Source organism: Microcella sp., from assembly GCF_046296455.1.
In the GTDB taxonomy this organism is placed as follows: domain Bacteria; phylum Actinomycetota; class Actinomycetes; order Actinomycetales; family Microbacteriaceae; genus Microcella.
In genome coordinates this window covers 41715-53879 of the sequence record NZ_JBKBLF010000012.1, presented here as the reverse complement: position 1 = coordinate 53879, position 12165 = coordinate 41715, and the positions used below count along the sequence as shown (strand labels likewise).

Here is a 12165-nt window from a genome sequence, read left to right as displayed (position 1 = left end):
ACCACCCGCGGCTACCTACCTCGACTGGCCGTTGAAGGAGTCAATCCCAAATGCTGCCTATCGCGAGGAGGTCAGCCCCGGTGGAGGCACGGGCACGATCTTTGGCACGACTTTGACGGCGATCACCATGCCGAACAACTCGACGAATGTCTGCACCACGATCACGACGACCGCTATGGCTGCCGCTTCAGGCAGCGCGAGTGCGATCGGCAGCACGACGAACGAGTTGCGGGTCGACGTGCTGAACACGACCGTGCGCGTCACCTGCGGTTCAAGTCGCAAAAGGCGGCTGGTGACCAGCGCGATGATGACTGCCGCGACGAGGTAACCCACAAAGATCGTCGTGAGCCACGGCAGCAGTGGGAGTGCGCCAAGGATCGCCCCCACCTGCGACGTGGCGATCAGAAACAGCACAATCGCCAGGAGCGGCACCGGAAGCCAGGCCGAAGCCTCGACCGCAGTCGCGGCCGGCCCGGGCCGTCGTGACCCCAACAGCTCGAGCACTGCAGCGATTACCAACGGGATCACGATGAGCACAACGAAGGTCACCACGATCGGGCCGAGTTCGATCTCGACGCGCTGATCGCCGCCCTGCAACACGAACACATAGACGGGCAACAGCGCGAGTTGCACGAGCAGCAACACGGGCGTCGCCGCGACCGCGCGCGCAGTGTCGCCCTTGGCCACATGGGTAAACGTGAGAAACCAGTCCGTGCACGGTACGACCAGCACCATCACGATGCCGAGCCGGATCGCCGGATCGTTGGGGGCGAGCAGAAGCAGGCCCGCAACGACAAGCGGAATCAGCACGAAGTTGGCGATCAGCACCGCGCCGAGAAACCGCACGTCGCGAAAGGCGGCCGGTAAGTGCGCGAGGGGAACCTGCAGGAAGGTGGCGAGCAGCAGCACAGCGAGCACCGGCAGGATGGCCGCCTCGGCCCATTCGCCAACCGCAGGGGCAAGTGACCCCAGGGCGATTCCCGCCACGACGGCAACCAGATACACCAGCACTTGGTTGCGCTCTAGCTGCTCACGGTTCATGTTTTCGACTGTACCTGCGCGGATTGCACCAGGTTTTCGACTCCGTGACGGGAAGACGAACGATGCCCCGATGCGAGCAAGCTCTGCGCAATTGCGCACTAGGTTTGAGCCGTGGTCGCTCTCAACGCGTTCCGACGTGCCGTTCTCATTGTGGCCGTCCTCAACCTGCTGTACTTCGGCATCGAGTTCGCTGTCGCGCTCTCGATTGGCTCGGTCTCGCTCCTGGCCGACAGCATCGACTTTCTCGAAGACGCCGCCGTCAACTTCCTGATCGTCGTAGCCGCAGCGTGGCCCCTGACCAAACGGGCCAAGATCGGCCGACTGCTGAGCCTGCTCATTCTCGTTCCAGCCCTGGCAACGGCCTGGGTGGGGATCACGAAGATCATGGACCCGGCTCGCCCCTCCCCCGCGCCTCTTGCGCTCGCCGCCCTCGGGGCCCTGATCATCAATGTCTTCTGCGCGTTCCTGCTCGCACGGCACCGCCGAACAGAGGGAAGCCTGGCTCGCGCTGCGTGGCTGTCTGCCCGCAACGATGCGATAGCAAACGTGGCAATCATCGCCGCAGCCATAGCCTCGATCTGGATCATCACGGGATGGATCGACATCGTGGTCGGCCTGGGCATCGCCGCACTCAATGCCGACGCCGCGCGAGCCGTCTGGAAGGCCGCAACCGCTGAGCTGAACGAAGCCCGCGACGCGGCCGTGTAGCGGGGCAAACGAGCACTTCCTGACCGAGCCTTGCTATTGAGTGTGAGACCCTCACCGAGGGCTCACGTTTCGCTTTGAGGGTTGGGATTCGAAGGCTACCTATGGCCTAGGGCCGTTAATGACGTCGCAGACGCCGCCCGCATCGCACTCGGTTGGGTTCATGGTTTGGCCTTCGGCAATGAGCTGCCGCAACTCCGCTTCGAGGAGCGCGAGTTCTTCCTGTCGGCGCCTCACGGCATCCAACTTTGCGGCAAGAAGCATGGAAACGTGTGCGCAGGGCGCTTCGCCCGCGTCTCGGATGGTGATGACACTAGAGATCTCAGCGAGAGTGAGACCCGCCGTCTGCGCGGAACGAATGAAGTCCAGGCGTGACGCGGCCGCATGGTCATAGCGGCGATACCCATTTCCCTCACGCCCAGACGGCGACAAGAGTCCCCGTCGCTCGTAGAACCGAATGGTCTGCGAGGGCACACCGCTGACTCTGGACAAATCGCCGATCTTCATGAGTCCTATCTCACCACTTGACCTTATATTGCGCTACAACGTTTATGGTTCGGTCATGGAGATCACGCTGCAGTACTTCGATGGGTGCGCGAATTGGTCAATCGCCGCCGAACGATTGGCGACGATCGCGTCCGAACGCCCGGGCACCACGCTTCACCACAGGCCGGTCGAAACCCTCGAAGACGCAGAGAAAATCGGCTTCCGTGGCTCGCCCAGCATTCTCGTCGACGGAGTGGATCCGTTCGCCGATCCGTCGGCACCCGTCGGGCTCGCCTGCCGCGTGTATATGACACCCGCTGGTCTCGCCGGCGCCCCCACTCTGGAACAACTGCGCACGGCGATCCCCGAACAACAAGACTCGTGACTAACGCAGAACTCACTCATCGATTGCCAGCACCACCAACAAAGGGAGTCACAACGTGAACGCGGAATACGACCTGTTCGTCATCGGCGCCGGGATGGCCGGAATCACCGCGGCCAACCGCTGCGCATCCCACGGCTGGAACGTGGGCATCGTTGACACCCTCCCCTACGGCGGCACCTGCGCTCTGCGCGGCTGCGACCCGAAGAAGATTCTCCGCCGAGGCGCGGAAGTCATCGACGATGCACGCTTGATGCAAGGCAAAGGCGTCGACCAGAACGGGCTCACACTCGACTGGCCCGCCCTCATGCAGCACAAGCACGGCTTCACCGACGATGTTCCCGACGCCATGGAGTCCAGGCTGAAGCGAAATAATGGCTCCACGTTTCACGGCGATGCCCGATTCGTTGGGCCTCACGACCTCGAAATCAACGGTGACACGCATACTGCGGCGCGATTCCTCATTGCCACCGGGGCGCGCCCCCGACCGCTGGAATTCTCCGGCCATGAACTGCTGATCGACAGCACCGAATTCCTGAACCTTGAAGCACTGCCCGCGAAGATCGTCTTTGTCGGAGGCGGCTTCGTCTCGTTCGAGTTCGCCCACATCGCAGCGCGCGCTGGCGTGGACTGCGTGATCATCGACCACGGCAAACGGCCGCTGCGCGCGTTCGACCCGGATCTCGTCGACCTGCTCGTGCACCGTAGCAACCAGGTTGGAATACAAGTGCACCACAGCAGCTCCGTGAGCGGAGTCACTCGCACGGCCACGGGGTTTCACGTCGCAGTCGAGCAGAACGGCGTCGCGTCCATCATCGACACGAACCTTGTCGTGCACGGCGCGGGGCGCGTACCCAACTTCGACGGCCTCGACCTTGCGGCAGCCGACATCGCGCACGGGCCGCAGGGCATAGATGTGTTCGAGCACTTGCAGAGCCGCAGCAATCCGTCCGTCTACGCGGCAGGTGACGCGGCGAATACTCCCGGCGAACGCCTGACGCCGGTTGCCGTCTTCGAGGGCAAGGTGGCAGCATCCAACATGATCAAAGGCACCGAAACCGTGCCCGATTATGCAGGAGTGCCGTCGACCGTGTTCACGATTCCGGAACTGAACCGAGTCGGGATGCTCGAACACGAGGCTGCACGCGATGGTCGCGAGATATCCGTGCGCTACCACGACACCAGCGGCTGGTACAGCAACTACCGAGTCGGCGAGAACACGGCCGCGACGAAGGTGATCGTCGACTCAAAGACCGATTTGATTCTCGGGGCGCACCTACTCGGCCCCGGCTATTCAGAAGTGATCAACACCTTTGGCCTCGCCATCAAGCTCGGCCTCACCACCCGACAGCTGAAATCCGTGACGGCCACCTATCCTTCCGTCGGCTCCGACCTCGGCTCCATGCTCTGACCCAGTCGTTCGCGAGCGGTCCCGCTCGCGATGACAAAGATGCAGCCGGCACCAGTCCAAAAGACCTGTGGTCCAGCTGGTGCTGGGATCAAGTCGATGCTCATCAAGAACATCGAAGCGCACGCTGGCGTAAGTTTTGTCTTCCTGCCTCTTCACTTCTATGCACCGGCCGAACCGGGCCGGCGATTGCTTTCATTGCGGCCCAGACAGCAGCGGCAATCGTGACGAAGCTCGACACCCGGAAAGTGACTTGCCCGTCACCTGCCGCATCGGTTTGCCGGTCCACCCCAACGACTACAGTCAGCAACAATCACGAAATAGCCCGTCGGCCCATCCTTATCGATGGGGCACGTGTTGCGAAGCTCCTCTCGCTTTCGGTTGAATCGCCCCACCCAAGGCACTCGCAATGGCCAGAAACCCGATGCTGGAGACTTGACCGGCCGTGTCTGGGCGGGCTGATCGCCCCCGATCCAACTTGCCGCGCCGTCGAGAATGCCTGCCAAACACGGACGGGGAAAACTACGCGGCGGATTCACGCTCGAGCTCGAGGGCGTGAGTAACAACTAACGTCGCAACTCATGCGCTAACTAGAGCCTCGCGATCCAACACCGTTTGAGTAGAAACAGGTGTGCTTAGCATTAGGCCCTCAGTAATTCGCAATCCGCGACCCCGAGCGCGCCGTAAGTGGCCAGGAAGGGCACCGGGTCCACCCGCTTGCCTTCAACCCACGTCTCGAAGTGCAAATGGGGGCCGGTGGAGGTGCCTGCATTGCCGACGGTGCCGATCACATCCCCAGCAGCGACTTCCTGACCGGGGACGACGAAAATTCCCGTCGTCCACGAGTGCATGTAAATCGTGCGGATCTTCACCCCGTCCAAGTCGATGGAGTTGACTGCGATGTAGTTGTCTCCCGAAAGCGGATAGACAACATCGGCCACTATGCCGTCCATGATCGACAAAATCGGCGTGCCGTCTGCCGCCCCGAAGTCCGTGCCGTTGTGCATTCGCGAGACGTTGTGAACCGGGTGGACTCGCATCCCGTAGGGGGATGTCATCACCCAGGTCCCAGCAGGTAGCGGGAACACCACATTGCCGTTGTCCACTTGCGCGCCCTCTGCAGCCTCCAAACAACTCGTCGCCAGGGGTCGCAGCAGTGAGGCGAGTGCCGCCTGACTTGCCACCGCAATGAACGGGGCGACGATGATCGGCATCATCAGCATGATGCCGATGAACGGCGCTACGAATTGCTTGACGAACTTCCGCAGCTGAGGCGAGATTTGCCAGGCAGTGTTCGCCGCCGTACCGGCGCTCATCCCCGCCCCCGCGCCTGCGGCGACAACCGGAGCAGCAGCAACTACCGGAGCGGGCATCAGATCATGAACTCTGGGCGGTAATTGACTACGACGCAGTTGCTTGTTGGTCGTGAGTCGATGATGTTCTGCCCGCAGTGAATCTCTGCCGTAACGGTGACGTTTTCCACAAGGGTGCGACGGCTGAGATCGTCATTAGTGAACTCGTACGTCACCACAAGGTCCGTCGTCACGATGTTCAGCCCATCGTTCTCGAGAAAGGTGTCATCGCCGCCGCCCCAGTCTCGGTGGTCGTCGTTGATTCGCGGCTCACCCACGACTACGGCACTGACACGAATCTGCCGTTCGGACTGCTCTCGGTACGTGTCCTCTTTCGGGAACGCCGACCACCAAATCAGCTCGTCCTGATCGGCGTGACCGAAGCGAGGAATGACCGGCTCAAAGTCGAAGTCCATGAGCCACGCCTTCATCCCGGCGGTCGCCTGGCCGTAGTTCGCCTCGCGGGTGTCGTACGTGTATAGGGCCGCGGCGACCAACGGGCCGAATATGGCCGGGTCCTCCGTCATCGGAGCAGTCAACATCCCCCACTCGTCCAGGTTCGCGGCCCGTTGGCCATCGACGACTCCCACCTCGGCCAACGCCGCGTCAGTGTCGTCGGTGTCGGCAAACACGTTCACCAGCACCACCACTGCTAGAAGCAGCAGCACCAGTACGCCGCCTACAAGGCCCGCTATTCGTAGCCGGCCCCAAGTGATGTTGTTCACAGCGCTCATCGTTCGCTCCCCCTCAATGTCTTATCCATCGCGTATCGCTCAACCTCTACTTGCCACGTGCGACTTTCGTCCCCCGACAGCGCCGCCCACCCCGGAACCCGAGGCTCAGGGCAGGTTCGGTAGTCCCCACCCAGAGAGTCCCGCAGTGCGCGCAATCTGCCTCGCGCAAGCGACAAGTTATGAAGCCATGTCAGCGGCGCACTTTCGGCCTCAGCCGGATCGTAGGCGACCTGCTCACGCGCCTGCTTCAGCGCCAACAATTCGTGGATGAATCCCTCATGCCGGTACCACCAGGGGGGAATCTCGGTCCACTCGATCTGGAACGTTCGCACCAGACGCGTCACCCACACGCTCAAGCCAGCCAACACGGTCGCTTGCGCGCTGGGCGACAGCGCCCACCAGTTGATCGGCCCCATCATGCCGCCGGAGGGCATCGGCTCCTCCAGGTCGCGCTCGTCGTCCTGCTCGACCTCCCAGCCGCCATGTTCGACCAGTCCTCCGGCCTGCTTCATCGCGTCTAGATCGCCTGCCGGCAGCTGCGGAAAGTCTTCGCTCATTGGTGTGGCTCCCTGATCTTGCAAGCCCTCGCTGGCCTGTCTCACCCCCAGATCTATACGCCGCGCAAAGCGCGCCTGAGTATCCCGCTGCCCCCGTACCGGTGTCATCGCCGGGAAGTCTCGCCTAGCGGCTCTGCCCTCCCCATCAAGCCTCCGATCGCTCTTTAATCCTCCCTCCCGCTGACGCGCTCAGTCCGGCATAAACCGCTCTCTCCCCACTTGACGCGGAGCCTCCGCAGAGCCGCCCTACGGCGGCAAGGGCAGGCCACGGCCCGCCCCGGCGAAATCGCCTCCCCACAGTCAAGAGCAGATGGGAAACACCCCTCATGAGCGTCACCACCAGCACCTACCCGCACACCTACCAACCGACGTGGGAAGAGTTTCTGCGCCACCTCGGGAAGCTCTCCCCCCGCCAGAAGCAAGAGTTGAACGCCGAAGCCACCACCTCAGGCACGCTCGGAATCGTCCTCGCCACACAGCGCGCCTACGTGAACACTCGCAGCAGGGCCGACTACAGCCTGCGTCGCGCGCGCGAGACCGCGGCCGCCGTTGAGGCCGCGCGGATGACCGTTCGGAATCCTGACGCGCCCCGCCAGAAGGTTCACCGCATTGCACTGGCCAGCCTTGGACCGGCTCGTCGCACCACGCGCAGCGAGGATGAGAAGGCGCAGGCTCGCAGCGAGTCCAAGCGGTTCTTTAGGAGCACCCAGCATGAGTGGAAGAAGAAGCGCATCCTGCTCGAGCAGTACGTGAGCTTCGACCTGTGGCTTCTGATACACCCGACGGAGATCCCCACCACAGCGGCAGACCTCAAAGCATGGGAGCAACTGCGGATGCAGGTGCGTCACCTCACCGGCTGCCCGCCCGTGCGCTTCGCACCGAAGGATGGCTTCATGCCTGTGGGCATGACGCGCGAACGGGCGCTTCAGATCGCAGAGGTGGCGCTCTCCCACTGACGCTCAGCACTAGGACCGGGCGGCATCACTTCCAGGAGTGATGCCGCCTTTTGCGTCGAAGAGCGCTCCATGACGTGATGCATCATTCGCTGCATGACGCGGTGAAGCGATTCATGACGCACCTGCTGACGCGCTCCATTGCGCGGTGTGGTGACGCAGGTGACGCAGTGCGTGACGCGCTCCATGACGCGATGCGGTGACGCGGGTGACGCACTCCCTCACAGGTGGGCTTTCAGCCATTCCCGGCTCCAGTTCTCCACAGAGCACTGCTAGGACGCCGAATCGTCACCGGTGCGGCCCATAGTGACGGCATGACGCAGAAAGAGTCCCTCGAGGTGCTGGAGACCCCACTCAAGTTCTCCGGCGAACCGGAAATCGGTCGGCGCCGCGACCGAAGCATCATCGTCAACGACATCGCGGCGGTCCACGCACACTCGTGCCGCAGCGCCGCCGGCTGGCATCCGGTGTGCACGCTGCAGTTCTACGGAAGCGAGGAAGTCACCGTCGCCTTGGACGCCATGCCTCAGAGAGCCGACGCCCAGGAAGCCGCGCGCGAGCTCGCGGCGCTGTTTCGCCAATACGTCGACGAGGACCGCTTCGACGAGTTCACCAACACCCGCCACGGGTGGCCCTGCGCAGCGTGCATGTCTTCCGGTGTGCGGGATGCGCCCACCAAACCCGACACACTGGGAAACGACGCTTCGAAAGGAACCACCTCGTGAGTACGACGAACGACACCCCTGAGCCGGCGGACGCCGTAACCGAAACTGACGCTCCAGCTCCACCCGCGTCGTCGCCGTCGCACCGCCGGCGTCGGGTCCTGATCGGTGTTGGGATCACCCTCGCCTTGGCGCTCGTGGCCGGGGCCATCATGGCCGTCAACACTGTTCAGGCTCAGCAGCTCGAGCAGGCCCAGGCCGCGGCGGATAGCGCCCTGGCGGCCGCCGAAGCCGCCGACCTCTCCGATGCGGTGACGGAGGCCGACGAGCTCGCATCAACAATCAGCGATGTGCTCAACGCGCTCGTCGACGAAGACGGCGAGCCTGTTCTCGAGCTGGACTTGGAGCGTCTGGAGAAGGTGCGGTCTGCGCTGGTCGACGAGCACTACACACGGACAGATGCTCGCGAGGCGACCTTCGCCGCGGTGCGCGAGCTCGACCGAGTGCTGCGCGTCATCATCGCTGACGGTCGCGCCGCTCTGGCCGGGGTGGCTCTGGCTGGTGAGGCTGAGAAGGAGAGCCTTCAGCAGGCAGTGCAGAATCTCAGCGCCGCACCCTACGGGGTGTCCTCAAGTTACGCCGATCGAGATCAACTGATCGAGGCTTTGCTCGCTGCCGCTACTGTCGCGCGCGACGCCCACGACAAGGCGGCAGTCGTCGCCGGAGCGCCCCCTGTCGGTGGCGGCACGACGGCGGGCGGCACCACGTCAGGCGAGAACACCTCAGGTGGCAACACTGCGGGAGGGGACACGTCAGGCGGCGGCAACACCTCCGGGGGTGGTGGGACGACTGCCCCTCCCCCTCCCCCTCCGCCTCCGCCTCACCCGCGCGCGGCTCTTTGCACGAGCCTTGGCTTCAACAACAACTTGGCCTGCCTGAACAACGAGCCGACGTACGTCAGGACGAACTCGGCACACGTGCCGCTGTCATCCTGCGTGGACCCGGGCGCCTATGGGTCTCACACCCCTGGCTTTGGGGGGACTTCGACCCCCTCCTACACATTCCCTTGGTCATACCGAATTGACTACGCCTCTAGCGGTCTCGGAACAGTCAAGTTCTTCGTGTGCGGATAGCGAGCCGCAATCGCTCGAGAAAGTCAGGAGCCCTCCCGCCTAACGGCGCGAGGGCTCCTGACTTCTCTGTCCTGCGGACTTACTCCGCCGCGACCTGTTCGACGATCTCACGGCGGCGACGGAGGGTGGCGATAGCGAGAGCCGCAAGTCCCGCGACCATGACCCCTCCTGCCAGCAGACCGAGTGGTGCCAGCACGTCCGCTGCACCTGTGACTGGCAGCGGCGGCCGCGGTGCTGAGACGAAGGTCGTCTCGTCCGGTGCGCCGCACTCGCCCTGATGGAGCATGGTGCCGTTTCGATCGGTCAGAGTCTCCACCCAGAAGTAGGTGCCTGGCTCGGTGAACTCCGTCGCCGGCCCCTGGACGGTTGTGCCGTCAGGGTGGTTCCCTGCCGGCGCGGCAACTGGCGCCTGGGTGCCGTCGAACACCAGGTTCTCCGGCTCGCACACCGGAGCGATGACGATGCCGTCGTCGTCAAGCTGTCCGCCACCAGCAGTCGGGGTGCCCTCTGGCTGCCAGTAGGCATTGAAGGTAATCACCGCACCAGCGGGAACCATGCCCACCAGCAGAGCCGTGTCACGCGCCTCCGTACCGAGCTCCACTGCCTCGGTGGCCTGGGTGGTGACCTCCACAAGTTGCACCAGGGTGGTCTCGTTGGGCAGACCGCACTCGCCTTCGTGAATGAGCGTGCCATCCGGCAGTCGAGCGGTCTCGACCCAGTAGACAGTACCGAGGTGGTCCATAGTCACTTCGAACTCTTCTGAGACGTACTCGCCTGGAGCAGTGACCGTGATGGGCGCGCTCGAGGCGTAGATGCGGTTGCCCGCCTCACACACCGGCACGGTTGCGTCGACCGGCTGCAGGAATCCCTCGAAGGAGATCTCGATTCCCGACGTCGGAACCGCACCGGACACGATCGCCGTGTCGGTCACAGTTTCCGACGGCGTCGCCAAAGGCTGTGCCGCGGTGACGACGATCGGCGCCGAGACTTCCACCGTCTCGGATGCCAGCCCGTACTGATCACACCACGCTGCCATGAGGCCGCGCAGCGGCTCCGGTTGTGCCGCAGGATCTACACACCACACCAACGTCACGAAGCCCTCTCGAAGACCGACGTCGATGTTCTGCGCGGTCACCTCACCCGGGGTGTCGGTGGTCACCGTGTAGATGCCCACTGCCTCTGCGAAGGCTGGCACCGTGTCGGAGACAACGGGTCGTGTGGCCGAATAGTAGGCGGTGCCGGTGAGCACCACCGGAACTCGCGTGCCACGGTCGCGAAGCCAACCGCCGACTGTGTAGACATCGATGACGTCATCAACTTGATCACTGACGGCGGCCTGGTCGGTCGTCAGCATCGTGGTGAACCGCAGCTGAGTCGGGCTGATCTGAGTCTCCGCCACTTGCCCGAATCGGTCCACGAACGAGTACGCGTCCGGGATGTACAGCTGGGTACGGGCGGGCTGGTTGTCGTAGGCGATCTCCCAAACCCAGGTGTAGAAGCCTGGTTCGATCGCGAGCTCAGCCGTGGTGACCGTGTAGGGCACGGTTGGGCCGTCCGACAGGCTAGTCGTCACCGTCGCAGTGCCCGCGATTGGCGCGCCAGCGGGTACGTCGGCCGCCTCGACCGGCTGTTGCAGGAACGGTCCGTAGACGGTCCCGAAGGCCACGATCTGTTCGTAGTTGCCAGAGAGTCGCTGGTACCACGGGTTGTTGAGTCCGTCGGCGGCGGGCACGGTGGTGAAGGTCACCACGTCATCGAACGGTTGCGCTGGCTCGATGAATTTCGACGCCACCTGCGTCGTCAAGGCAGGCTGGAACACCGTGGCGCGATCAGCCGGGTCAATCCCGGAGATCTGGAAGTTGTTCACTGCCCGTCGGCCGGGACCGCCTAGAGGTTGCGCGCCCGGGGTGGTGTAGACGGCAACCTCGCCGCGCCAGCCACCGCCGGCGGTGAAGTCACCGACACCACTGATCTTGTACGGCTCTCCGTCGTCAGTCGGCGGGACACCCTGAATGTCCAACGTCATGCCCGCGGTTGCGCCCGCGAGGACGTTGGTGCCGTTGGCGAGGAAGATGCCGTTTGTCAGCGTGAGCGTGCCCGTCGCAGTTGAGGGGCTGAGAGAGTCCACCGTCATTGTGCCTAGGTAGTTGTTGCCCTCGTCGACGGCAAATACGAGCCGACCGGTTCCTGATCCGGTGGAGCCAGCCACGATGGCGTCGTCGTTCGCACGGATGGTCGCCAGATTCGCGCGCACCGTGTTTCGCTGTGCCGAGGGCACGCGGCCGATGTACCACGAGTCGCCAGACATGCCGTGGCTGTTGTACTCCGTCGGGTCTGCCAACGACCACACATACATCGTCACCGCCACAGCCCAGTTGTCGTTCGCGGTCTGCCCGTAGGTAGCGATCGCCCAACTGACGCGCGCGTTCGACGTCGCACTCATGCTGGGGCCGGACGCGCCGCCCGGCCACGTCTGATAGCCGGCGAAGGTGGTCGAGCCCAACGGTCGCGGCTCCGCAGGGCGCAGGCAGTACACCACCGTGGAACCGACCAGATATGCCCCGATGCGACCGTTGGGCCCGTCATACCCGGGCCCATAAGAGGCAGCGTGAGCTGGTTGAGCGTCGAGCCCAGTCGAGGTTGCGATCATGGTCACGGCGATCAACGCCACGAGCGCATTGATAAACGTGCGGCGAATTCCGCCTGCCCAGTGCTTCCGAGTGGGCCTCTGCGTGGCCATCAATTTTGTGGA

General features: G+C 63.7%; 12 protein-coding genes. 6 read left to right on the top strand and 6 right to left on the bottom strand.

Annotated elements, in window-relative coordinates; all coding sequences use genetic code 11:
• Positions 1-57: 57 nt before the first annotated feature.
• Positions 58-1041 carry an arsenic resistance protein gene (locus ACK4HH_RS08005; protein ID WP_409650515.1) on the bottom strand — a complete coding sequence of 328 codons (984 nt, stop codon included), beginning with the start codon at positions 1039-1041 and terminating at the stop codon, positions 58-60.
• A gap of 111 nt (positions 1042-1152) precedes the next feature.
• Between ACK4HH_RS08005 and ACK4HH_RS08000 the strand changes: the two genes are divergently transcribed.
• The gene (locus ACK4HH_RS08000) at positions 1153-1749 is read left to right on the top strand and encodes a cation transporter (protein ID WP_409650513.1); all 597 of its coding nucleotides are present in this window, start codon (positions 1153-1155) and stop codon (positions 1747-1749) included.
• Positions 1750-1848: 99 nt separating this feature from the next.
• On the opposite strand, the gene ACK4HH_RS07995 is transcribed toward ACK4HH_RS08000, so the two are convergent.
• A complete protein-coding gene (locus tag ACK4HH_RS07995) occupies positions 1849-2253 on the bottom strand; it encodes a heavy metal-responsive transcriptional regulator (RefSeq protein WP_409650511.1) in 405 nt (134 codons plus the stop codon).
• A 55-nt stretch (positions 2254-2308) separates the two neighbouring features.
• Here ACK4HH_RS07995 and ACK4HH_RS07990 point away from each other — a divergent pair, with 55 nt between their 5' ends.
• Both ACK4HH_RS07990 and ACK4HH_RS07985 read left to right on the top strand, forming a co-directional pair.
• Positions 2309-2617: a thioredoxin family protein gene (locus tag ACK4HH_RS07990; protein ID WP_409650509.1), complete on the top strand. Its 309-nt coding sequence runs from the start codon at positions 2309-2311 to the stop codon at positions 2615-2617.
• Between the two features lie 55 nt (positions 2618-2672).
• A complete protein-coding gene (locus tag ACK4HH_RS07985; RefSeq protein ID WP_409650507.1) occupies positions 2673-4025 on the top strand; it encodes a dihydrolipoyl dehydrogenase family protein in 1353 nt (450 codons plus the stop codon).
• Positions 4026-4663: 638 nt separating this feature from the next.
• Here the strand turns inward: ACK4HH_RS07985 and ACK4HH_RS07980 are convergent.
• Genes ACK4HH_RS07980 through ACK4HH_RS07970 form a run of 3 tightly spaced genes read right to left on the bottom strand, consistent with a single transcriptional unit; the run spans position 4664 to position 6665 of the window.
• Positions 4664-5338 carry a M23 family metallopeptidase gene (locus ACK4HH_RS07980; RefSeq protein WP_409650505.1) on the bottom strand — a complete coding sequence of 225 codons (675 nt, stop codon included), beginning with the start codon at positions 5336-5338 and terminating at the stop codon, positions 4664-4666.
• Positions 5339-5394: 56 nt separating this feature from the next.
• Entirely contained in the window at positions 5395-6108 is a 714-nt protein-coding gene (locus ACK4HH_RS07975; RefSeq protein ID WP_409650503.1) for a hypothetical protein, read from the bottom strand.
• A complete protein-coding gene (locus ACK4HH_RS07970; RefSeq protein WP_409650501.1) occupies positions 6105-6665 on the bottom strand; it encodes a hypothetical protein in 561 nt (186 codons plus the stop codon). Before ACK4HH_RS07970 ends, ACK4HH_RS07975 begins: the two co-directional genes overlap by 4 nt.
• Positions 6666-6991: 326 nt before the next feature.
• Between ACK4HH_RS07970 and ACK4HH_RS07965 the strand changes: the two genes are divergently transcribed.
• From ACK4HH_RS07965 to ACK4HH_RS07955, 3 genes are all read left to right on the top strand, one after another.
• Positions 6992-7621: a hypothetical protein gene (locus tag ACK4HH_RS07965; RefSeq protein WP_409650499.1), complete on the top strand. Its 630-nt coding sequence runs from the start codon at positions 6992-6994 to the stop codon at positions 7619-7621.
• Positions 7622-7932: 311 nt separating this feature from the next.
• Positions 7933-8343, top strand: a complete 411-nt coding sequence (locus tag ACK4HH_RS07960; protein ID WP_409650497.1) for a hypothetical protein — start codon at positions 7933-7935, stop codon at positions 8341-8343.
• Complete coding sequence (locus tag ACK4HH_RS07955) at positions 8340-9413, top strand: hypothetical protein (RefSeq protein ID WP_409650495.1); 1074 nt, start codon at positions 8340-8342, stop codon at positions 9411-9413. The genes ACK4HH_RS07960 and ACK4HH_RS07955 overlap by 4 nt, the downstream gene beginning before the upstream one ends.
• Positions 9414-9492: 79 nt before the next feature.
• Here ACK4HH_RS07955 and ACK4HH_RS07950 read toward each other — a convergent pair whose 3' ends face one another.
• Positions 9493-12084 (bottom strand): hypothetical protein, encoded by a 2592-nt coding sequence (locus ACK4HH_RS07950; RefSeq protein ID WP_409650493.1) that lies wholly within the window; start codon positions 12082-12084, stop codon positions 9493-9495.
• Positions 12085-12165: the final 81 nt, after the last annotated feature.

Coding starts and splice junctions, on each gene's coding strand:
- ACK4HH_RS08005 (WP_409650515.1), bottom strand. CDS start 1,041: ATGAACCGTGAGCAGCTAGAGCGCAACCAAGTGCTGGTGTATCTGGTT.
- ACK4HH_RS07995 (WP_409650511.1), bottom strand. CDS start 2,253: ATGAAGATCGGCGATTTGTCCAGAGTCAGCGGTGTGCCCTCGCAGACC.
- ACK4HH_RS07990 (WP_409650509.1), top strand. CDS start 2,309: ATGGAGATCACGCTGCAGTACTTCGATGGGTGCGCGAATTGGTCAATC.
- ACK4HH_RS07980 (WP_409650505.1), bottom strand. CDS start 5,338: ATGAGCGCCGGTACGGCGGCGAACACTGCCTGGCAAATCTCGCCTCAG.
- ACK4HH_RS07975 (WP_409650503.1), bottom strand. CDS start 6,108: ATGAGCGCTGTGAACAACATCACTTGGGGCCGGCTACGAATAGCGGGC.
- ACK4HH_RS07970 (WP_409650501.1), bottom strand. CDS start 6,665: ATGAGCGAAGACTTTCCGCAGCTGCCGGCAGGCGATCTAGACGCGATG.
- ACK4HH_RS07965 (WP_409650499.1), top strand. CDS start 6,992: ATGAGCGTCACCACCAGCACCTACCCGCACACCTACCAACCGACGTGG.
- ACK4HH_RS07960 (WP_409650497.1), top strand. CDS start 7,933: ATGACGCAGAAAGAGTCCCTCGAGGTGCTGGAGACCCCACTCAAGTTC.